Source organism: Nonomuraea sp. NPDC050153 (assembly GCF_044460125.1).
GTDB lineage: Bacteria > Actinomycetota > Actinomycetes > Streptosporangiales > Streptosporangiaceae > Nonomuraea.
Map to the genome: position 1 here is coordinate 886,625 of NZ_JBITJQ010000001.1, position 20,012 is coordinate 906,636.

General features: G+C 72.0%; 20 protein-coding genes. 11 read left to right on the forward strand and 9 right to left on the reverse strand.

What is annotated here, in order from left to right; genetic code table 11:
- Positions 1-20 precede the first annotated feature (20 nt).
- The 3 genes from ACIBQ1_RS04125 to ACIBQ1_RS04135 form a co-directional block, all read right to left on the reverse strand.
- Positions 21-1,871, reverse strand: coding sequence for a glycoside hydrolase family 127 protein (locus tag ACIBQ1_RS04125; RefSeq protein WP_397274484.1), 1,851 nt, complete (start codon positions 1,869-1,871; stop codon positions 21-23).
- A gap of 19 nt (positions 1,872-1,890) precedes the next feature.
- The gene (locus ACIBQ1_RS04130; protein ID WP_397274485.1) at positions 1,891-2,892 is read right to left on the reverse strand and encodes a LacI family DNA-binding transcriptional regulator; all 1,002 of its coding nucleotides are present in this window, start codon (positions 2,890-2,892) and stop codon (positions 1,891-1,893) included.
- Positions 2,893-2,972: 80 nt separating this feature from the next.
- Positions 2,973-3,983, reverse strand: a complete 1,011-nt coding sequence (locus ACIBQ1_RS04135; RefSeq protein WP_397274486.1) for a LacI family DNA-binding transcriptional regulator — start codon at positions 3,981-3,983, stop codon at positions 2,973-2,975.
- A 609-nt stretch (positions 3,984-4,592) separates the two neighbouring features.
- On the opposite strand from ACIBQ1_RS04135, the gene ACIBQ1_RS04140 reads away from it, so the two are divergent.
- From ACIBQ1_RS04140 to ACIBQ1_RS04150, 3 genes are all read left to right on the forward strand, one after another.
- Positions 4,593-5,372, forward strand: a complete 780-nt coding sequence (locus tag ACIBQ1_RS04140; RefSeq protein WP_397274487.1) for a ThuA domain-containing protein — start codon at positions 4,593-4,595, stop codon at positions 5,370-5,372.
- Positions 5,369-6,481 carry a Gfo/Idh/MocA family protein gene (locus tag ACIBQ1_RS04145; protein WP_397274488.1) on the forward strand — a complete coding sequence of 371 codons (1,113 nt, stop codon included), beginning with the start codon at positions 5,369-5,371 and terminating at the stop codon, positions 6,479-6,481. The genes ACIBQ1_RS04140 and ACIBQ1_RS04145 overlap by 4 nt, the downstream gene beginning before the upstream one ends.
- Before the next feature lie 159 nt (positions 6,482-6,640).
- Complete coding sequence (locus ACIBQ1_RS04150) at positions 6,641-7,396, forward strand: ZIP family metal transporter (RefSeq protein WP_397274489.1); 756 nt, start codon at positions 6,641-6,643, stop codon at positions 7,394-7,396.
- 30 nt (positions 7,397-7,426) lie between these two features.
- On the opposite strand, the gene ACIBQ1_RS04155 is transcribed toward ACIBQ1_RS04150, so the two are convergent.
- From ACIBQ1_RS04155 to ACIBQ1_RS04170, 4 genes are all read right to left on the reverse strand, one after another.
- Positions 7,427-7,945 (reverse strand): EXLDI protein, encoded by a 519-nt coding sequence (locus ACIBQ1_RS04155; RefSeq protein WP_397274490.1) that lies wholly within the window; start codon positions 7,943-7,945, stop codon positions 7,427-7,429.
- A 66-nt stretch (positions 7,946-8,011) separates the two neighbouring features.
- Positions 8,012-8,680 (reverse strand): PolC-type DNA polymerase III, encoded by a 669-nt coding sequence (locus ACIBQ1_RS04160; RefSeq protein ID WP_397274491.1) that lies wholly within the window; start codon positions 8,678-8,680, stop codon positions 8,012-8,014.
- Positions 8,681-8,924: 244 nt separating this feature from the next.
- Positions 8,925-9,872 carry a M56 family metallopeptidase gene (locus ACIBQ1_RS04165; RefSeq protein ID WP_397274492.1) on the reverse strand — a complete coding sequence of 316 codons (948 nt, stop codon included), beginning with the start codon at positions 9,870-9,872 and terminating at the stop codon, positions 8,925-8,927.
- A complete protein-coding gene (locus tag ACIBQ1_RS04170; protein WP_397274493.1) occupies positions 9,869-10,243 on the reverse strand; it encodes a BlaI/MecI/CopY family transcriptional regulator in 375 nt (124 codons plus the stop codon). Before ACIBQ1_RS04170 ends, ACIBQ1_RS04165 begins: the two co-directional genes overlap by 4 nt.
- A 178-nt stretch (positions 10,244-10,421) precedes the next feature.
- Here ACIBQ1_RS04170 and ACIBQ1_RS04175 point away from each other — a divergent pair, with 178 nt between their 5' ends.
- The 4 genes from ACIBQ1_RS04175 (at position 10,422) to boxB (ending at position 15,532) form a co-directional block, all read left to right on the forward strand.
- Positions 10,422-11,336 carry a hypothetical protein gene (locus ACIBQ1_RS04175; protein WP_397274494.1) on the forward strand — a complete coding sequence of 305 codons (915 nt, stop codon included), beginning with the start codon at positions 10,422-10,424 and terminating at the stop codon, positions 11,334-11,336.
- A gap of 318 nt (positions 11,337-11,654) precedes the next feature.
- Positions 11,655-12,848 (forward strand): alginate lyase family protein, encoded by a 1,194-nt coding sequence (locus tag ACIBQ1_RS04180; RefSeq protein ID WP_397274495.1) that lies wholly within the window; start codon positions 11,655-11,657, stop codon positions 12,846-12,848.
- Positions 12,849-12,988: 140 nt separating this feature from the next.
- On the forward strand, positions 12,989-13,846 hold the full coding sequence (locus tag ACIBQ1_RS04185; RefSeq protein WP_397274496.1) for a 3-hydroxyacyl-CoA dehydrogenase family protein: 858 nt from the start codon (positions 12,989-12,991) through the stop codon (positions 13,844-13,846).
- 264 nt (positions 13,847-14,110) lie between these two features.
- Positions 14,111-15,532, forward strand: coding sequence for a benzoyl-CoA 2,3-epoxidase subunit BoxB (boxB, locus tag ACIBQ1_RS04190; RefSeq protein WP_397274497.1), 1,422 nt, complete (start codon positions 14,111-14,113; stop codon positions 15,530-15,532).
- 3 nt (positions 15,533-15,535) lie between these two features.
- On the opposite strand, the gene ACIBQ1_RS04195 is transcribed toward boxB, so the two are convergent.
- Entirely contained in the window at positions 15,536-16,384 is an 849-nt protein-coding gene (locus ACIBQ1_RS04195) for a PaaX family transcriptional regulator C-terminal domain-containing protein (protein WP_397274498.1), read from the reverse strand.
- A gap of 162 nt (positions 16,385-16,546) precedes the next feature.
- On the opposite strand from ACIBQ1_RS04195, the gene boxC reads away from it, so the two are divergent.
- The 4 genes from boxC to ACIBQ1_RS04215 all read left to right on the forward strand — a co-directional run bounded on the left by boxC (position 16,547) and on the right by ACIBQ1_RS04215 (position 19,691).
- A complete protein-coding gene (gene boxC, locus ACIBQ1_RS04200) occupies positions 16,547-18,220 on the forward strand; it encodes a 2,3-epoxybenzoyl-CoA dihydrolase (protein ID WP_397274499.1) in 1,674 nt (557 codons plus the stop codon).
- A 72-nt stretch (positions 18,221-18,292) separates the two neighbouring features.
- Entirely contained in the window at positions 18,293-18,481 is a 189-nt protein-coding gene (locus ACIBQ1_RS04205) for an AMP-binding protein (protein ID WP_397274500.1), read from the forward strand.
- 14 nt (positions 18,482-18,495) lie between these two features.
- Positions 18,496-18,825, forward strand: coding sequence for a ferredoxin (fdxA, locus tag ACIBQ1_RS04210; RefSeq protein WP_397274501.1), 330 nt, complete (start codon positions 18,496-18,498; stop codon positions 18,823-18,825).
- 5 nt (positions 18,826-18,830) lie between these two features.
- On the forward strand, positions 18,831-19,691 hold the full coding sequence (locus ACIBQ1_RS04215; RefSeq protein WP_397274502.1) for an amidohydrolase family protein: 861 nt from the start codon (positions 18,831-18,833) through the stop codon (positions 19,689-19,691).
- Between the two features lie 58 nt (positions 19,692-19,749).
- On the opposite strand, the gene ACIBQ1_RS04220 is transcribed toward ACIBQ1_RS04215, so the two are convergent.
- Positions 19,750-20,001: an enoyl-CoA hydratase/isomerase family protein gene (locus ACIBQ1_RS04220; RefSeq protein ID WP_397274503.1), complete on the reverse strand. Its 252-nt coding sequence runs from the start codon at positions 19,999-20,001 to the stop codon at positions 19,750-19,752.
- Between the last annotated feature and the right edge of the window lie 11 nt (positions 20,002-20,012).

Here is a 20,012-nt window from a genome sequence, read left to right on the forward strand (position 1 = left end):
GGTGGGCCTGGCGTGCGGCGTCAGGAACGGCCGGACGCCTCCGGGATCCAGACGCGCATGGCCGACGGTCCGCGGCGGGCCCACGAGCGGTAGGGGATCAGGGGCACGGTGCGGTCCTCGCCGGATCGGTGGTGCCGGGCGGTGGCCACGACGGAGCCGTTCTCCGCGGTGACGGTGTCCGGCAGCAGCGCCGCGTCCTCCAGCGCCCACGACGGCGGCAGGTCGACCGACTCCATGGCCAGCACCTCCGGTCCGCGCTGGACGGCCACGCATCCGCGGACGGCGTCCACGCGGTGGTCCGGGCGGACGACCCGGGGCCGCAGGTCGAGGGTCAGCTCCAGCCGGTCGCCCGCCTGCCACGTCCTGGTCAGCACCATGGTGGCGCCGGCGGCCGGCTCGACGGGCACGCTGTTGAGGGTGAGCCGGGTGCCGGTGGACCACTCCGGATCGCGCAGGCTGATCGACGCCGGCCGGGCCGGCGCCTGCCGCACGGTGACCGTCACCACGCCGCTGTGCGGGTAGTCCGTCGTGACCTCCAGCTCGAACGGCCCGCCGGCCACGACGGCGTCGATGGTGGCCGACGCGTACTGGTGGATCTGGATGCCGTCGGACGTGGTCGTGGCGAGATACCCGCCGAGGCCGGCGAGGGTGCGGGCGAGGTTGGGCGGGCAGCAGGAGACCTCGTACCAGGCCTGGCGCAGGCCGGACCCGCCGCGGATGCACACGCCGTCGTCGTTGAGCGGGACCTCGCCGCCCGGGTGGCGCTGGTGCAGGGTGTTGGCGTAGAAGAACGAGCGGCCGTCGTCGCCGGGCGAGGTCGCGACGATGTTGTAGAGGGTGCGCTCGATCAGGTCGGCGTGGCGCGGGTCGCCGGTGGCCAGCAGCAACCGCCAGCTGAACATGACGGACGCCACGCCTGCGCAGGTCTCGCAGTACGAGCGGTCCGGCGGCAGCACGTGGTCCTCGCCGAACGCCTCGTCCATGTGGTGCGAGCCCATCCCGCCGGTGAGGTAGGTCCGGCGCTCGACGGTGTTGTCCCACTGGGTCCTCAGCGCGTCCAGCAGCTCCCGGTCGCCGGTCTCGATCGCGACGTCGGTTGCCCCGGCGGCCAGGTAGAGCGCGCGTACGGCGTGCCCGCGCAGCACGTCGGCCTTGCGCACGGGGAGGTCGTCCTGCGCGAAGGCCCGCCCGAACTCGATCAGCGGCAGCGTCCCCGTCCCGCGCCGCTCGACGAACAGCGCCGCCTGGTCGAGGTAGCGGCGCTCCCCGGTGGTGCGGAACAGCTCCACGAGCGCGACCTCGATCTCGGCGTGCCCGCACACCCGGTTCAGCCCGCCCGGCCCGAACATGACGCACACGTGGTCGGCCAGCCGGACGGCCACGTCGAGCAGCGACCTGGTGCCGTACGCCCGGTGATGCGCGACCGCCGCCTGGATGAGGTGGCCGAAACAGTACAGCTCGTGCCCCCAGGTGAAGTCGCTGTAGCGGGGGGCCTGCCAGGGGCGGCCGAAGAGCGTGTGCAGGTAGCCGTCGGGCTCCTGCGCCGCGGCGACCCGCCGGATCAGGTCGTCGGCGATCGGGTCGAGCGCGCCGGGGCCCGAGCGGGCGTGCTCCCAGGAGACGGCCTCGATGATCTTGTAGATCTCCGAGTCGGCGAACTCGCGCCCGCGGTGCTCGTACCGGGCGCCGCTCGCGGCCCGGTCGAAGTTGGCCACCCACCCGAGTCGCTCCATCCACTCGACCGCGTGCGGGATGACGGCCGAGCGGCCGAGGCTCTGGAGCCGTCCCCAGAAACCCTCCGCCAGCCGGGCCCGGTCGAGGGGCAGCGGCTGCAGCAGGGTGTGTGACGGCTGGACGGGTGGCGCTGACATGGCACTCCTGGCTGGATCTTCAGTGGTGGGGGCGGGCGGCCGACTCGCGGACGACGAGCTCGGGCCTGACGACGAGGTCGGGCGGCTGTGACCGGCCGTCGCGCAGGTGCAGCAGCTGCCGGAACGCCAGCCAGCCCAGGCGCTGGAAGTCCTGCTCGACCGTGGTCAGCGCGGGGGAGAGGAACCGGCTGAAGGGCTGGTCGTCGAAGCCCGCCACCGACTTGCCGCCGGGCAGCGGCACGCCGGAGTCGCGGAAGGCCCGCAGCACGGCGGCGGCGACGACGTCGGTCGCGCAGAAGACGGCGGTGACGTCGTCGCGGTGCGCCAGCTCCAGCCCGATCTCGTATCCGCTGTGCGGGTCGAAGGTGGCCGTCCAGGTCGGGGGCGGCTCGATCCCGCGGCCCTCCAGGGCCGCGCGCCACCCCGCTGTCCGTCCGGCCGGGCGGCCGAACGGCGGCTCGGTGACGTGGTGCACCGTGCCGTGCCCGAGGTCGAGCAGATGCTCGGTGACCAGGCGCCCGCCGGCGTGCTCGTCCATCACCGCGTACGGCATGTGCCCCGGGCGGCCGTCGAACCCGGTGACGCCGACCATCGGCACCGAGCTCGGCATGCGGCCGATGACCCGCTCGCCCTGGGCGTCGAAGTCGATCACGATGACACCGGCGATCTCCTGGCTGAGCGCGCGCCGGATCGCCCCTTGTACGTCGTCACCGGCGGACTCGACCACGCAGACGGTGACCGCGTAGCCGTTGTCGCGCGCCGCCTGCTCGATGCCGGCCAGCACCTCCGCGTACCCGTAGCGGTTGAGGTGCGCGGCCATGACGGCGATCATCGACCGCGACCCCGAGATCAGCGTCCTGGCCACGCCCTTGGGCCGGTAGTCCAGCTCCTTGACCGCGCGCATGACCCGGGCCACGGTCTCCGGCCGCACGCCGGAGGAGCCGTTGAGCACCCGCGACACGGTCGGGACGGAGACCTCGGCCAGCCGCGCGACGTCAGCGATCTTCGGTCCTCGCGTCATGCGGCAAATATACACATACATCATGAAAAAATAATCAGAGCGGTAGGCATGGCCGACCGCCGCCCGGGTTCGGTCCGCTCTCAGGCCGGTGCGGGGCCGACCGACTGGCCCGGCACCAGCGTGCAGGGGATGAGGATGCGCGGAGGGGCCTCCTGGACGCCTTCGAGCTGGTCGATCAGCGCGTTCACGCCGAGGCGGCCCAGCTCGGTGGCCGGCGCCGTCATGACGGTCAGGGACGGCTCGATCATCTCGCCGAGCTCGGCGGTGGTGGCCGCAGAGATGATCGACAGATCGTCGGGCACGGCACGGCCGAGCGCGCGTGATTCCTTGACCAGCCCGGCCGAGGCGCCCTCGTTCACCACGACGACGGCTGTCACCTCCGGGAAGTCCTCGCTGAGCCGGCGTGCCGCCTTCCGCCCTCCGGCCGACGTGCCCTCCACGGTGATGACGGTGGCCGGATCGCCGGCAGCCGCCATCACGTCCAGGTACGCGGACTTCGCCCGTATGATCCAGCCGGGCTTGTTCCCGGCCGAGGCCTTCATGCGCAGGGTGACGAGCGCGATGCGCCGGTGGCCGTGCGAGCGGAGATGCTCGACGGCCTGGTCGATCGTGGTGGTGAAGTCGATGTCGACGAACGGCAGCTCTTCGTCCTCGGTCCGGCCGATCAGCGCGAAGGGGAGCCGGGACGCGATGAGCCGCTCGACGCGGGGGTCGCGGAGCTGGACCTCCATCAGCAGCGCGCCGTCGACGAGACCGCCGGCGAGCAGGTGGGACATCTGCTCGTCGTCGTTCACGGGCCACAGCACGAGGTCGTAGCCGCGCTCGCGGGCGCCGTGGGCGGCGCTCATGAGGAACTGGTTCGCGGTGGCGATCGGCCGGGCCTCGAGGTAGGGGTGCAACAGCGCGAGGATGCGCGTGCGCGAGCTGGCCAGCGCGCGGGCCACGACATTGCGCCGGTAGTCCAGCTCCCGGATGGCCGCCTCGATGCGCGCCCTGGTCTCCGGGGCGACCCGCTTGGTGCCGTTGATGACGAAGGAGACCGTGGCGATGGAGACGTTGGCTCGCTCGGCGACGTCGCGCATCGTGACCATGGACTGTCCGCCTCCCACCTCGTGAGCACGCGCGAAGAGCAGCGTAACTCTATCGGGGCTTCCTCGGTAAATCGCTTAACTAGTTATTGACTTCCCTGAGCTATGGGCGCAACATACTTCACAAGCGAGCTCGGTTAAGCGCTTTACCGACTGTTGTCCATGTCTGAGAGCGATGCGTCCCGCATCCCTGGCTCTCCCCGTGACTCATCCGCCAGTGGCCCTCGCGAACCACCCCCCCAATGCCGCCCCCCTAAGCCGGCAAGGAGCAGCTCACATGAAGACAGCACGGAAGTGCCCCGGAAAAGCGCCCAAAGTCGCCGTCGCAGCAGCCGCCCTCGTCCCTCTCTCCCTGACCGTCCAGGACTGCTGCGAGCCCTCGCACGACGCGATCTACAAAGCCTGCGCGAAGAGCGTCGGCGTCGAGGTCAAGATCAACCACATCCCGGGTGCCGGGCTGATCTCCAAGGTGCGCGAACTCCGAGGACTGGGCCGCGGTCATGGCCACCGCGGTGCTCGCCTCCATCCCGGCCGGCCTGCTGCTGATCTTCGCTCAGCGCTACATCGCGGCCGGCGCCATCAGCGGAGCGATCAAATGAGAAAGGAACATGCGTGAAGACACACGTCACGGTATGGGGTGAGAACCGCCACGAGCGGCTCGAACCCCGGGTCGCCGAGATCTACCCGGACGGCATGCACAACGCCATCCGCCGGGGGATCGAGGGCTGGCTGGGCGAGCGGGCGAGCGTCGCCACGGCCACGCTGGACGATCCCGAGCACGGCCTGACCGAGGAGGTGCTCGCGAACACCGACGTGCTCATCTGGTGGGGTCACGCCGCCCACGCGGAGGTGGCCGACGAGGTGGTCGAGCGGGTGCACCAGCATGTCCTGTCGGGCATGGGGCTGGTGGTGCTGCACTCCGGCCACTGGTCGAAGATCTTCACCAAGCTCATGGGCACCACCTGCACGCTGCGCTGGCGCAGCGACAACGACCGCGAGCTGGTCTGGACGGTGAACCCGACCCATCCCATCGCCCGCGGCATCCCGCACCCGATCGAGATCCCCGCCCAGGAGATGTACGGCGAGCAGTTCGACATCCCCACGCCCGACGAGCTCATCTTCATCAGCTCCTTCACCGGCGGCGAGGTCTTCCGCAGCGGCTGCACCTTCCGGCGCGGCAACGGCAAGATCTTCTACTTCAGCCCCGGCGACCAGGACTATCCCGTCTACCACCACCCGGACGTGCTGCACGTCATCGCCAACGGCGCCGAGTGGGCGGCCGGCGACCGGTCGCGGCGCGAGCTGCCGACCCTGCTCCGCTACGAGGCGGGCGACTTCTTCAACGGGCACGGCTACCGCGGCGCCCTCCACAACAAGGAGCATGCCGAGTGAGCCCCTCCACCGAGCCGGCGCGCCCGCTCCGCGTCGTCCAGGTCGGGGCGGGCGCGATGGGCGGCGTCTGGCTGCGGACCCTGGCCGCGTCCGGCGACGTCGAGCTGGTCGGGGTGGCCGACCTCGACACCGAACGGGCGGAGCGGGCCGTACGGGCCGCCGGCGTCGACGCGGAGGTCGGCGCCTCGCTCGGCGAGCTCCTGCCGACCGAGCCGGACGCCGTCGTGAACGTCACGATCCCGGCGGCCCACACGGCGGTGAACGTCGAGGCGCTGTTCGCCGGGCTGCCGGTGCTGTGCGAGAAGCCGGCCGCGCCGACCCTCGCCGAGGTGCTCGTCCAGGCCGCCGCCGCCGAGGCGGCCGGGCGATTACTGATGATCAGCCAGTCGCGCCGGTACTTCGCCGCCCTGGCGGCGTACCGGAGCCGGATCGCCGAGCTCGGCCCGATCGGGCTGCTCACGACCGGGTTCTTCCGGGCTCCGCGCTTCGACGGCTTCCGCGCCGAGATGGAGCAGCCGCTGCTGGTCGACATGGCCATCCACGCCTTCGACGCGGCCCGCCACCTGCTGGGGGCGGAGCCGGTCTCGGTCCGCTGCGAGAGCTGGAACCCGCCCTGGAGCTGGTTCCGGGGCGACGCGACGGCGACGGCGACCTTCCTGTTCGAGGAGGGCACCCGCTACGTGTTCACCGGCAGCTGGTGCGCCGAGGGAGCGGAGACGTCCTGGAACGGCGAGTGGCTGGCCAGCGGCGCCGCGGGCACCGCCACCTGGGACGGCGAGGACCGCGTCACGTCCAGTGCCGGCGGCGCCGTGGACGTGCCGCGGGGCGGTCAGGAGGAGGTCGCCGGGGCGCTCGCGGAGTTCGTGGCGGCGCTGCGCACGGGGGTGGAGCCGCCGGGGTCGATCGCCGGCAACGTCCGCAGCCTCGCGATGGTCGAGGCGGCGGTCCGCTCCGCGGAGTCCGGTCGGCGCGTGGAGATCGACGCGCTGCTGGACCGGGCCCACCACGACGCGCTGGCCCATCCCGTGCGCGAGGAGATCCGTACGCGACTCGAGTCCTGGGGAACGGCGACGGCGGCGCTGGCGGCCCGGCGGGCCGCCACGAGCTAGCGCTGCTCAGCTGCGAGCGGGGCCGCTCAGCCCGCGCCGGCCAGGTTCGTCGGCGGCGCGGGCGGCGTCGTGCACGACGTACGTCACCCCCCGGCCCGGTGGGGAGACCATATGCCCGTAGTGCAAGGATCGTACGGTTCTGTACGCGGAGGTGGGGCGATGCCGGAGGGGCTGGAGGCGTTGCTGTGGGGGCTGCTGGCCGGCGGGGCGCTGGTCATGGGGGCGGCGGTCGCCTGGCTGGTGCGGGTTCCGGCGCGGGTGATCGCCATGATCATGGCCTTCGGGGCCGGTGTCCTGATCTCGGCGCTGTCGTTCGAGCTGATGGACGAGGCCGAGCGGACCGGCGGGCTCCTGCCGACCGCCACCGGCTTCCTCGCCGGTGCCTGCGCCTACGTGGCGGCCAACGCGCTGCTGGCCCGGTACGGCGCCCGGCACCGCAAGCGCTCGGGCGATCAGCAACCGAGCGAGGCCGAGGTCCAGGGGAGCGGCGCGGCGATCGCCGTCGGCGCGCTGCTCGACGGCGTGCCCGAGTCGGTGGTGCTCGGCCTGTCCCTCGTGGGCGGAGGGAAGGTCGGGTTCGCCGTCCTCGCCGCGGTGTTCATCTCGAACGTCCCCGAAGGGCTCTCCAGCGCCGCCGGGATGAAGCGCGCGGGCCGGGGCGCCCGCTACGTGTTCGGCATCTGGGGTGGGATCGCCCTGGCCAGCGGCCTGGCGGCGATGCTCGGCTACCTGACCATGCAGTCGGCCTCGCCGGCGGTCACCGCGATGATCATGGGGGTGGCGGCGGGCGCGATCCTCGCCATGGTGGCCGACACGATGATCCCCGAGGCCTTCGAGCGCGCGCACACGCTCACGGGGCTCATCGCCACGATCGGGTTCCTGGCGGCCTTCGCCGTCGAGCGCCTGGGCGAGTGAGTCGTCACCGCCCGGACCACCGGCGCGCGGTCAGAGGTCGAGGTCCTCGACGACGGGGCGGTCGGCGAGAGCGGCGATCCGGTCGTAGAACTCCCCGGGGATCTTGCCGCGCAGCTCCTCCAGCGTGCCGGCCGCCTCCACCGTGGCGTCGCCCGGCACGAAGCCCCAGCTCGTCTCGCCCAGGCCGAGGTAGCCGAGCCAGGTGGTCGCCCAGTCGTCGGACTCCGAGCCGCTCACCCAGTCGGGCGAGCGGTCGACGTGCAGGACGAACGTCCCCCCGTGCGAGCGGTAGACCCGGAACGTGTCCACCCGCCCGCTGCGGCTGGTGCGGCCCCACTCGCCGAGCAGCACGCCGGAGAAGCGCCGCTCGTCCCCGGCGATCCGGATGACGATCTCCTCGTAGCCCTGCCGGCGGCCCTCCTCCATCTCGACGTAGCGCCGCAGCGCCTCGCTGACCGCCGCCGACGGCGTCCCGCCGGCCAGGTGCTGCGCCCGCTCCAGCAGCGGAAGGTCCTCGTCCGGGATGTCGATCGTCGTGTTCTGCGCCATTGCCGCCCTCCTCTGTCTATACGTATAAGCCTACGTATAAGAGGAGAGGGCCGCAAGAGATGCCCGTCAGAACAGGCCCGGCTGCTCGCCCGGCCGGCGTGCCGGTCGTCTGGGCGCGAGGCCGCCGATGGCGTCGAGGTCGTACAGGGATCGCCAGCGCGTGCGGCCGCCTTCGGCCAGCAGGCGCCGCAGCAGCCGCACGGTCACCTCGGCGTCCGGCAGGGCCCGGTGGCGGCCCGCCGGGCGGGGGATGCCCAGGTGCGCGAGCAGCGTGTCCAGGCTGTGGGAGGGCAACCTCGGATACAGGTGGCGGGCCAGCCGTACCGTGTCGAGCAGCGGGACGGCCGCCAGCCGCGGGCACCACGACCGCAGCCCGGCGATCAGGGCCGCCTCGGTCGCGGCATGATGGGCGACGAGCCGGTACGGCGGCGCCGTCAGGCGTTCGTCGAGGGCGGCGATGACCTGCTGGGGCGGCGGGGCGGTGGCGAGCATCGCGGCGGTGATGCCGGTCTGCCGCACGTCCCACGGGGTGACGGGCACGTCGGCCGGGGCGGCCATCAGCGACTCGAACCGCCACATCTCGGCCAGATCGCCGCCGACGGCCCGCACGGCGCACACGCCCACCTCGATCGGCACCAGGGGGCGCCCCTGCGGGGTCAGCCCCTCGAAGTCGATGACGAGGAGAGTGTGGCGGGCGAGAACGGCGTCGCCGTACAGGGCTCCTGGCACATCCACGCGCTGACCGTACCCCGTCGTCCTCTCGCTTACGGCGCCAACGCGGAAGTCGGCTCACCTGCGGAAACTCCGCGAAGATCGCCTGGAGGAGGCCGGGGCGGCACTGGGCGGCGTGACCGGGCAGTCGCCCGCCCGGGAGGAGCAGGCTGGGCAGGACAGGAGCGCGGCGGCGAGGGCGAGGACGGTAGCGGTCTCATACCCCGCATACACCGGAGACCGCCAGGACGGTTTCGGAGCCGTGGCCTCAGAAGGGGAGGAACGAATGGCAGTGATGCGCCACGAACGAGGCCAGCCCGGGCACCAGCGCCACCGCCGCCGGCCCGCCGAGCAGCAGCGTCACGCTCGCCACTCCGGCCAGGCGCTCGGCGCGCCTGAGCGGGCAGGCGGGGTGGAGCATGCGGCGCACGCGAAGGAGAGCGGTGTCGCCGCCGGCGCCGAGGGCGAACGCGGGCGCCCGGCCGGTGGCCAGGCCGACGAGCGCGGCGGCGATCTGCACCCGGGGGTGGCGCCGCGCCGCCACATCGTCGGCCAGCAGCTCGATCAGCCGCACGATCTCCGCCTTGGCCGCCTCGAACACGGGCACCTTCGGAAACGCCCTGGCCAGCGTGTGCGCCGCGGCGAGCACCAGATGGTGCCTGCCGCGCAGGTGGGCGCGTTCGTGCGCCAGCACGGCGGCGACCTGTTCGGGGGTGAGGCTGCGCAGGGCGCCGGTGGTGATGACGGTCTGGGCGTGCCTGCCCGGCAGGCAGTACGCCAGCCGGTCGTCGTGGTCGAGCACGATCGCGTCGAGGTCGCGGTCGCGCCGGCCGAGCAGGCCGAGCATCGCCGCGTGCGCGCGCCGTTCCACGCTCGCCCTGGCCAGGAGGGCCGCGCCGCACGAGAGCAGGCGCGCGAGCACGGCGCCCGCGGTCGCGAGCGCGCCCGCACCCGCCAGGGTCAGGCCGCGGCCGTCCGACAACATCGCCGCGCAGATCTCGAACAGCCCGGCCAGCCCGTGCCCCACGGCGTCGGCGGGCACGGCGAAGGCGAACGCGGCCAGGACGGCGGAGGCGACCACGGAGGCGCCGGCCGCCTGCCACATCGCGATGGCCAGCCGGGGCGCCCGGTCGGCCCAGCGCGCGGCCCGCATCAGCCGCGGCAGCCAGATCGCGGCGACCACCGTGTAGAGGACCAGGACGGCGGCTGCGATCACGTCGGCCCGCCCCTGGGCGGGAACACCTGCAGGGCCGCCTCCAGGGCGGTCGCCTCCTCCGGGGTGAGCCGTTCGAGGAAGTGCACCAGCGTGGCGGCCTGGTTGCCGCTGCCGGCCAGCGCGGCCCGCATCAGGTCGGCCGTGTAGGCCTCCTTGGAGGCGACCGGCTCGTAGATGTAGGCGCGGCGGACGGGCTCGCGTTTGAGCAGGCCCTTGGTGTGCAGCTTGTCCATCACGGTCATGACCGTGGTGTAGGCGATGGTGCGCTCCTGCTGCAGTTCTTCCAGCACGTCCCGGACGGACGCAGGCTTCCGCCGGGCCCACATCCGCTCCATGATGGTGGACTCGAGCTCTCCTAAGCCGCGCATCATGCCAAGAATGCTATCGGCGGTCGTAGCGCCGCGGACCGCCTGGGGCGCCTGCCCTGTCCCGCTCTACGAAGGGTGATCGTAGGGGTTTCCGGCTGACCGTGAACAGCGAAGGCCTCGTGGCCGTAGCCGAGAGTGTGGCAGTGGTCGAGGAAGCGCGGCACGAGGTGACGAATCAGGCATGAACGCGGCAACCAAGCTGGGCGTCTACTTTCTGGGGCTGGCCCTCGTCTTCGGCGGCGCCCTGGGTGCCGGCAACGCGGTGAGGGAGACCGCTCCCCCGGAGCCGGCCCGGCAGACGGCGCACGGGGCTCCTGCCGCGCACGATCACGGCGGTCATGGGACGGCCAAGGGGGAGACCCCTGGGGGGCTTCAAGTGTCCGAGAACGGTTACACCCTGACCCCGCTGACCACCGTCGAAGCGGGCGAGCCGGCCGAGTTCCGGTTCACCGTGTCCGGGCCCGACGGCCGGCCGGTGACCGACTACCAGGTCCAGCATGACAAGAAGCTGCATTTCATCGTGGTGTCGCGGGATCTGGCGAGTTTCCAGCACCTGCATCCGGTTCTGGGCGGGGACGGGGTGTGGTCGGTGCCGCTGAGGCTGAAGGAGCCGGGCGCGTACCGGGTGTTCGCGGATTTCGCCCCGGCGGGCGGGAGCGGCTTGACGCTGGGGGCCGATGTGCTGGTGGCGGGCGAGTACGCGCCGCGGGCGGCGGCTCGGGTCAGCCGCGCGGCGACGGTGGACGACTACACCGTCTATCTGCGGGGCGATCTGGTGCCGGGCCAGGCGAGCAGGCTGACGCTGAGCGTGAGCAAGGGCGACAAGCCGGTGACGGATCTGCAGCGGTATCTGGGAGCCTATGGACACCTGGTGGCGTTGCGGGGTGGTGACCTGGCCTACCTGCACGTTCATCCGGAGGACGGCGCGACGGCGGGGCCGGAGATCACCTTCTACGCGCAGGTGCCCAGCGGCGGCGAGTACCGGTTGTTCCTGGACTTCCAGCACGAGGGCAAGGTCCGCACGGCGGCTTTCACCGCCCGGGCGGTGTGGGTCAAGCAGGCCATCCCGAGCGACGGCCACGACCACACGCACTGAATCAGGGACGGCTGCGGCGCTCGGTCGCGGGCTCCCTTGCGGCGACTATGGATCAACAGGACGGCAACGCCTGGGCCGGACTGTCGTCGGCGGTGCGGAGCACAGGCATGGTGCCTCCTGGGAGGTCGGAAAGGGCGTGGTCATCCGCCGGGCGGAAGTGCCGGCGCGTTAAGCAGCGTTAGTTGACTAGCCAGGATTTAGTCAATGCGGGTTGCTTGAGGGCGGACCACAAGCGGTGGCATGTCTTGTAAAGGTTTGATGTCAGGGCTACGATCACACCGTCCTTTAGGAAAGTTTCCTAAATAAGGAGTGGGGTCCGTGGTCCGTCCCCGTCGTCGCGGGATCCTGTCGTCACTCGCGATCGCCCTGGTCATCCCCCTGATCACCATCGTCATGTCCCCGCCCGCCACCGCGGCGCCGGCCGCCTTCGCGCATCCCGGCGTGCTCGTCAGCAAGGCCCAGCTCGACTTCGTCCGCGCCAAGGTCAACGCCGGGGCCCAGCCCTGGAAGGCCGCCTACGACCAGATGATCGCGAGCCCGCTCGCGTCGTTGTCGCGTACCCCGAAACCGCGGGCCGTCGTCGAGTGCGGCCCGTACTCCAACCCCAACAACGGCTGCACGGACGAGCGCCAGGACGCGCTGGCCGCCTACACCGACGCGCTGGCCTGGTACATCTCGCGCGACAGCCGGTACGCGGACAAGGCGATCCAGATCATGGACGCCTGGTCCGGCGTGATCACCGACCACACCAACAGCAACGCGCCGCTCCAGACCGGGTGGGCGGGATCGTCCTGGCCCAGGGCGGCCGAGATCATCCGCTACACCTACACCGGCTGGTCCGCCACGGGCGTCAACCGCTTCGCGACCATGCTCCGCAACGTCTACCTGCCCGAGGTCATCAACGGCAGCGCCCGCACGAACGGCAACTGGGAGCTGACGATGACGGACGCGGCGATCGGGATCGCGGTGTTCCTGGAGGACAAGGCCGCCTACGACAAGGCCGTGAGCACGTTCAGGGCCCGCGTGCCCGCGTACGTCTACCTCACCGCCGACGGCGCCTTCCCCAAGGGGCCGGCGGGCAGCGGCATCGACACGCGCGCCGAGGTCGTCGACTACTGGCAGGGCCAGGACACCTTCGTCGACGGGCTCTCCCAGGAGACGTGCCGCGACTTCACCCACACCGGGTACGGCCTGGCGTCGATTGCGCACGTTGCCGAGACGGCCCGGATCCAGGGGCAGGACCTCTATCCGGAGATCGCCGACCGGCTGCGGCACGCGCTCGGCCTGCACGCGAAATACCAGCTCGGCACGGCCGTGCCCGCGTGGCTGTGCGGCGGGAGTCTCACCCTGGGCCTGGGGCCGGTCACCGAGGTCGGCTTCAACGCCCTGCACAACCGCATGGGCATCGCGATGAGCAACACGCAGACCCTCACCGAGCGGCAGCGCCCGGCGGGCACCAACAACCTCTTCGTCGCCTGGGAGACCCTCACCCACGCGGGCAACCCCCACTAGGCCGTGCCACAAATCTGCTACATAATCCTTCCGTAGCTCCATAAAACTGTGGCAAGTTGAGTACCTGTGAGCGTACGGGGCATGACCGCATCCAGCGCGTCGGCGCCCCGCGCCCAGGAGCTCGCCACAGGAGGACTGCGATGACCCAGACGTTGCCGGAGCGGTGCGGGGTGGTGGGCGGCGGGCGCATGGGCGCCGGCATCGCCCACGCCCTGCTCCTCGCGGGCTGCCACGTCACGCTGGTGGAGCGCGACGGCGAGGCCGCCGACGCCGCCCGGGACCGGGTGGCCCGCGCGGTCGAGGCCAGCGCGAAGCGCGGCCGGATCGAGGACGCGGGCGAGCCGGTGGCCCGCCTCACCACGGTGACGGACCCCGCGGAGCTGGCCGCGGCCGGGCTGGTGATCGAGGCGGTGCCCGAGGACGTCGACCTCAAGCTCGTCACCCTGCGCGCCGCCGAGGACGCGGTCGGGCCCGAGGCCGTGATCGCCTCCAACACCAGCAGCATCTCGCTCGACACGCTCGCCCAGGCGCTCGCCCGCCCCGAGCGCCTCCTCGGGCTGCACTTCTTCAACCCCGTCCCGGCCAGCAGGCTCGTCGAGGTGGTCATCGCGACCGCCACCGACCCGGCCCTGCGGGAGCGGGCGGTGGCGTGGGTGGAGGCGATCGGCAAGACGGCCGTGGTCGTGCGCGACTCGCCCGGCTTCGCCAGCAGCAGGCTCGGGGTCGCGCTCGGGCTGGAGGCGATCCGCATGGTCGAGTCCGGCGTCGCCGCGGCCGAGGACATCGACGCCGCGATGACGCTCGGCTACGGCCACCCGACCGGGCCGCTGCGGCTGACCGACCTCGTCGGCCTGGACGTCCGGCTGGGCATCGCCCGCTACCTCGAACGCGAGCTGGGCCCCCGCTTCGCCCCGCCGGCCCTGCTCGTCCGGCTCGTCGAGCAGGGCCACCTGGGGCGCAAGACCGGCAAGGGCTTCTACGACTGGAACGCGTCGTGAGCACCCTGGAGAGCTACCTCGCAGGGACCTGGCGCGCCGGAGGCGGGGCGGGCTCGTCCATGGCGGCCCCGGCCGGGCCGGCGGCGGCGAGGAGGAGGGCGGCCTGCGCGCCATCCACGCCCACCTCCGGCGCACCGCCCTCCAGGGCAGCCCGGCGACACTCGACTCGATCGTGAAGTAACGACAAGTATACGTAGAGAGAGCAGTGATGAGCACCGACTCCCGTACCGGCGCCGCCCCCTGCCCGGCGGCCCGCTCAGCCGCGTGGACTACAGCGAGCGCATCCCCAACAACGTCGACCTCGCGGGCGACCGCCGGCTGCAGCGGGCGCTGGAGGGCTGGCAGCCGAAGTTCCTGGACTGGTGGAAACAGCTCGGCCCGGCCCTGCCGACCAAGGACGTCTACCTGCGCACCGCGGTGGCCGTGGGCCGCGACGGCTGGGCGCACTTCGACCACGTCCCCATGGACGAGTACCGCTGGGGGATCTTCCTGGCCGAGCGCGACCCCGACCGCAAGGTCGGCTTCGGCAAGCACAAGGGCGAGCCCGCCTGGCAGGAGGTGCCCGGCGAGCACCGGGCCGACCTGATGCGGCTCATCGTCGTGCAGGGCGACACCGAGCCCGCCTCGGTCGAGCAGCAGCGCGTCCTCGGCAACACCGCGCCCAGCATCTACGACCTGCGCAACCTCTTCCAGGTCAACGTGGAGGAGGGCCGCCACCTGTGGGCCATGGTCTACCTCCTGCACGCCTACTTCGGCAGGGAGGGCAGGGAGGAGGCCGAGCAGTTGCTCAAGCGCAACTCCGGCGACCTGGACGCGCCGCGCATCCTCGGCGCCTTCAACGAGGAGACCACCGACTGGCTGCAGTTCTTCATGTTCACGTACTTCACCGATCGCGACGGCAAGTACCAGCTCGGCACGCTGAAGGAGTCGGCGTTCGACCCGCTGGCGCGCACGTGTGAGTTCATGCTCAAGGAGGAGGCCCACCACATGTTCGTGGGCACCACGGGCGTGCAACGGGTCCTGGAGCGCACGGCCGAGCTGATGAAGGAGCACGGCACGGCCGACGTCCTGCCGTACGGCGGCATCCCGCTGGACGTCGTCCAGAAGTACCTGAACTTCCAGTTCTCGGTCTCGATGGACCTGTTCGGCTCGGAGCAGTCGACCAACGCCGGCAACTACTACACCTCCGGGCTCAAGGGCCGCTGGATGGAGACCCGGCGCAAGGACGACCACGTGCTGCTGGCGGAGACCCGCGAGCTGCGCCACGTCGAGGACGGTCGGATCGGGACCAGGACCGTGCCCATGCTCAGCGCCCTCAATCTCGACCTGCGCGACGAGTACGTCGCCGACTGCGCCAACGGCGTGCGCCGCTGGAACCAGGCCCTGGAGGACGTCGGCCTGGAGGAGCGGCTCCACCTGCCGCACGAGGGCTTCAACCGCAAGGTCGGCGTCTACGCCGGCCACCACGTCACCCCGCACGGCGAGGTCGTCGGCGAGGCCGCCTGGCAGGCCCGCGCCCACGAGTGGCTGCCCACGCCCGGGGATCGCGAGCGGGTCGCCTCCCTCATGGTCCCCGAGTACGAGTACGGCAAGTTCGCCGGCTGGATCGCCCCGCCGAAGACCGGCATCAACGACCAGCCGGTCGAGTTCGACTACGTGCACCTGGCCGCAGAAGGGCTCGTCTGACGGTCAGCTCCGGGCGGCGGCCTCGCCGTCCATGTGGTCCCATTCGCCCTGCGCGCGCCGGTGCCACCGGTTGTGCAGGTCGTGGAAGACGGCCGCCGCCCGGGGCCCCGGCCAGGCGTGGTCGAGCAGCTCGGCCGGCAGGTCGGGGTCGAGGAACGGGAACCGGCGCCACTCCTGGATGAGCAGCACCTGGTTGACGAACGCCTCCCGGTCGGAGGAGACCGCGCGCCCCTCGAAGCGCTCGATGAAGCTCACGTAGCGCTTCTCCACGTCGTCGAGGTCCCACGCGGCGGTGATGAGCTTGGCGGTGTCGCCGATGCCCGCCGACGGTCCGGTCCAGGCGTAGGCCCGGTCGGTCAGGTCCAGTTCGCGGATGACCTCGCGCACGGCGGCCTCCTTGGAGGCGTCGGGGACGATCCAGAGCGCGGGGGAGGGGGAGCCGAGCCCGAGCCAGGTCAGCTTGGTGCGCAACCGGTGGCGGAGCTGGCGCTGGGTCTCCGGCACGCCCGCCGTCAGGACGAGCCAGCGGCCGTCCCACTGGTGGGGGGCGCGCATGAAGCCGTAGATGCGCTCGGTGCCCTCGCGCAGCAGCCGGTCTCCGGCCTCGGTCAGCTTCCAGCGCACCCTGCGGCCGTGCCGCTCCGACACCAGCAGGCCCTCGGCGGCGGTGCGGGCCAGGGCCTGGCGCGCGGACTTCTCCTCCACGCCGAGCGCGCCGAGCGCGGTCACCAACGTGCCCGTCCACACCTCGCCCCCGCGTGGCAGGACGAACTCGCCCAGCACCGTCAGCAGCATCGAGCGCGCGCTGGCGGACGCCTTCTCACGCGGACGCTCAGCGGACTCGCCCGCCACGGTTGCCCTCCCTGTCGTTCGACACGCTCGTGACGCGCATTCTGCCAGGTCGGGCACCCCCGCGGATGCGCATGCAGGCAGAAGCACTACAAACTCTTGACGTTGCTCATGATAGCCGTCGAATATTGGGAACTAAGGTTCCACGCCCCCACGGAGCACGCATTGACTGTCACCTTCGCGACCTCGCCGGACCGCTACCGCCACTGGACCCTCGCGGTGGACGGGGCCGTGGCCACCGTCACGCTGCGCGTGGACGAACACGGTGGCCTCGTCCCCGGCTACGAGCTCAAGATGAACTCCTACGACCTCGGCGTCGACATCGAGCTGTACGACGTCGTCCAGCGTCTGCGCTTCGAGCACCCCGAGGTCAAGGCGGTCGTGCTCACCGGCGGCCTGGACCGGATGTTCTGCGCCGGGGCCAACATCCGGATGCTGGCCCAGTCCACGCACGCGTGGAAGGTCAACTTCTGCAAGTTCACCAACGAGACCCGCAACAGCATCGAGGACGCCACCGAGCACTCCGGCCAGACCTGGATCGCCGCGCTCAACGGCACCGCCGCCGGCGGCGGCTACGAGCTCGCGCTGGCCTGCGACCAGATCGTGCTGGTCGACGACGGCTCCTCGGCCGTGTCCCTGCCCGAGGTGCCGCTGCTCGGCGTGCTGCCGGGCACCGGCGGCCTGACCCGCGTGGTGGACAAGCGGCACGTGCGCAAGGACCGCGCCGACCTGTTCGCCACGAAGTCCGAGGGCGTGCGCGCCCCCACCGCCGCGGAGTGGGGCCTGGTGGACGCCGCCGTGCCGCGCCACTCGTTCGAGGAGGAGGTCGCCAGGCGGGCGGACGCGGCGGTGGCCGCCTCCACGCGTCCGCCGGGCGCCACGGGGGTGGCCCTGACGTCCCTCGACCGCAAGGACGAGGGCGACGCCATCACGTACCCGTACGTGAGCGCCCGCATCGACCGGGCCGGCCGCCGCGTCGAGATCACCGTGGAGGGCCCCTGCGACGCCCCGCCCGCCGACCCCGCCGACCCCGCCGACCCCGCCGACCCCGCCGACCAGGGCGCCGGCTACTGGCCGCTCGCCGTGACCCGCGCGCTGGACGACCTGATCCTGCACCTGCGGACCAACGAGCCGGAACTCGGCATCTGGGTGCTGCGCGCGAGCGGCGACCCCGAGCGGGTGCTGGCCTACGACGCCCAGCTCCGCGAGAGGCCCGGCTGGTTCGTCGACGAGGTGCGCCACTACTACAAGCGCACCCTCAAACGCCTCGACGTCACCAGCCGCAGCCTCATCGCCGTCATCGAGCCGGGCACGGCCTTCGCGGGCCTGCTGGCCGAGCTGGCCCTGGCCGCCGACCGGCAGTACATGCTGGAGGGTGTCTACGAGGACCGCGACGAGGCCGCCGCCCCCGCCACGCTCGTCCTGACCCCGTCCAACGACGGCCTCTTCCCGATGGGCAACGGGCTGTCCCGCCTGCGTTCCCGCTTCTGGGGCAACGACCGGGACCTGGAGGCCGCCCGCGCCCGGTTCGGCGAGCCGCTCGACGCGGCCGCCGCGCTGGAGCTCGGCCTGGTCACCGTCGCCCTGGACGACATCGACTTCGAGGACGAGCTGCGCATCGTGCTGGAGGAACGAGCCTCGCTCTCGCCCGACGCGCTGACCGGCATGGAGGCCAACCACCGCTTCACCGGTCCGGAGACGGTCGAGACGAAGATCTTCGGCCGCCTCACCGCCTGGCAGAACTGGATCTTCGTCCGCCCCAACGCCTCCGGCCCCGACGGCGCGCTGCGCCGCTACGGCACCGGCCGCAAGGGCGACTACGACCTGAAGAGGGTCTGACCGTGACCCTTTTCAACGCCGGGGACTGGCTCGTCCACCGCCACGTCCGGGAGGGCCGCGGGCCCGTCCCTGATGTGGGAGGAGCTGCTGCGCGCGGGCGAGGGAGAGTCCCGCGAGCCCGCTCCCACGCTGGAGGACTCCTGGGCCCTGTGGCTCTACACCTCCGGCACCACCGGGGTTCCCAAGGGCGCCGTGCACCTCGACTCCGTCGCCCAGCTCTTCCCGGGGCACTCCACCGACAATCCCGCCTCGGGTCCGTGACCAGGAGATTCACTATGCCGTACGTCATCGCCGCACCCTGCATCGACGTCATGGACAAGTCGTGCGTCGAGGAGTGCCCGGTCGACTGCATCTACGAAGGAGACCGCAAGCTCTACATCAACCCCAAGGAGTGCATCGACTGCGGCGCCTGCGAACCCGTCTGCCCCGTCGAGGCCATCAGCCAGGACCGGCGGGTCGCCGACGAGCACGCCGAGTTCGTCGACGACAACCGCCGCTTCTTCATCGAGGTGCTGCGGGGGCGCGAGGCGCCGCTCGGCGCGCCCGGAGGTTCCGGCAGAACGGGCCGGATCGGGGTGGACACCCCCATGGTCGCGGGCAGGTAAGGAGCATGATCGACGGCATCCCCCTCATTGACGCGCACGTCCACGTGCCGCAGCTCGGCACCCTCAAGCCCGCCTGGCTGCGCTGGGCCCGCGACTTCGGCGAGCGCGGCGTGCTGGAGGACGCCTGGGACTCCGCGGGCAGGCCGCGCCCGGCCCGCCTGGACGAGCTCTTCGCCGCCCAGGGCGTGGACGTCGCGCTGCTGTTCTGCGAGTACAGCCCCAAGGCGACCGGCACGCAGGCGTTCGAGGACCTGCTGCCGATCGTCGAGCACAACCCCGCCCGCTTCCGGCCGGTCGCCAACGTCAACCCCCACCTGCACTTCCCCCTCGCCGCCGAGGTGCGCCGCCAGCTCGACCTCGGCGCCGCCGCGCTCAAGCTGCACCCCGTGCACGGCGGGTTCCGCTGCGACGACGCCGCCCTTTACCCGGCGTACCAGGTGCTGGAGGAGCGCGGCGTCCCGCTCGTCGTCCACTGCGGCACCAGTTCCTTCCCCGGCGCGGCCAACGAGAACGCCGACCCGAGCTTCCTCATCCCGGTCGTGCGCGACTTCCCCGGCCTCCACGTCGTGCTCGCGCACGGCGGGCGCGGCTGGTGGTACGACGCCGCCGCCTTCCTCGCGCTGTCCAACGACACCGTGTGGCTGGAGCTGTCCGGCCTGCCGCCCAAGCGGCTGCCCGAGTACTACGCCAGGTACGACCTCGCCCGCCTCGGCCGCAAGTGGATCTTCGGCACCGACTGGCCCGGCGTCCCCGGCACCGCCGCCAACGCCCGAGCCGTCGCCGGGCTCCTGCCCGACGAGGTCGCCAGGGCCGTGCTCGCAGGGAACGCGACGAAGGTGTACGCCGGCCTGCGAACGGGGGAGTGACCCGTGCCCGTCCACGCCCTCGGCGACCAGGTGCCCCGGATCCACCCCGACGCCGTCGTCAACTGCGTCGTCGGCCGCAACGCCCACCTCGAAGGCTGCACCGCTCGCGGATGTCCGCGCCGGCGGCGAAGATCCCGTCGGCGCCGGTGAGCACGAGGACGCGCGGCCGCCGTTCCAGCTCGGCGCAGACCTCGTGCAGGTCCGCCACCATGGCGGCGTCGATCGCGTTGCGCACCTGTGGCCGGTCCAGCCGAACCAGCACCCGGTCGGGCCCGTCCTCGATCTTCACCGTGTCGTTCAGTGGAGGCACTGCGCCCTCTC

Excerpts from the sequence above, each read along its gene's own strand:
- ACIBQ1_RS04125 (WP_397274484.1), bottom strand. The coding sequence starts at position 1,871 with ATGTCAGCGCCACCCGTCCAGCCGTCACACACCCTGCTGCAGCCGCTG.
- ACIBQ1_RS04130 (WP_397274485.1), bottom strand. The coding sequence starts at position 2,892 with ATGACGCGAGGACCGAAGATCGCTGACGTCGCGCGGCTGGCCGAGGTC.
- ACIBQ1_RS04135 (WP_397274486.1), bottom strand. The coding sequence starts at position 3,983 with ATGGTCACGATGCGCGACGTCGCCGAGCGAGCCAACGTCTCCATCGCC.
- ACIBQ1_RS04150 (WP_397274489.1), top strand. The coding sequence starts at position 6,641 with ATGCCGGAGGGGCTGGAGGCGTTGCTGTGGGGGCTGCTGGCCGGCGGG.
- ACIBQ1_RS04155 (WP_397274490.1), bottom strand. The coding sequence starts at position 7,945 with ATGGCGCAGAACACGACGATCGACATCCCGGACGAGGACCTTCCGCTG.
- ACIBQ1_RS04170 (WP_397274493.1), bottom strand. The coding sequence starts at position 10,243 with ATGATGCGCGGCTTAGGAGAGCTCGAGTCCACCATCATGGAGCGGATG.
- ACIBQ1_RS04175 (WP_397274494.1), top strand. The coding sequence starts at position 10,422 with ATGAACGCGGCAACCAAGCTGGGCGTCTACTTTCTGGGGCTGGCCCTC.
- ACIBQ1_RS04185 (WP_397274496.1), top strand. The coding sequence starts at position 12,989 with ATGACCCAGACGTTGCCGGAGCGGTGCGGGGTGGTGGGCGGCGGGCGC.
- ACIBQ1_RS04205 (WP_397274500.1), top strand. The coding sequence starts at position 18,293 with ATGTGGGAGGAGCTGCTGCGCGCGGGCGAGGGAGAGTCCCGCGAGCCC.
- fdxA (WP_397274501.1), top strand. The coding sequence starts at position 18,496 with ATGCCGTACGTCATCGCCGCACCCTGCATCGACGTCATGGACAAGTCG.
- ACIBQ1_RS04215 (WP_397274502.1), top strand. The coding sequence starts at position 18,831 with ATGATCGACGGCATCCCCCTCATTGACGCGCACGTCCACGTGCCGCAG.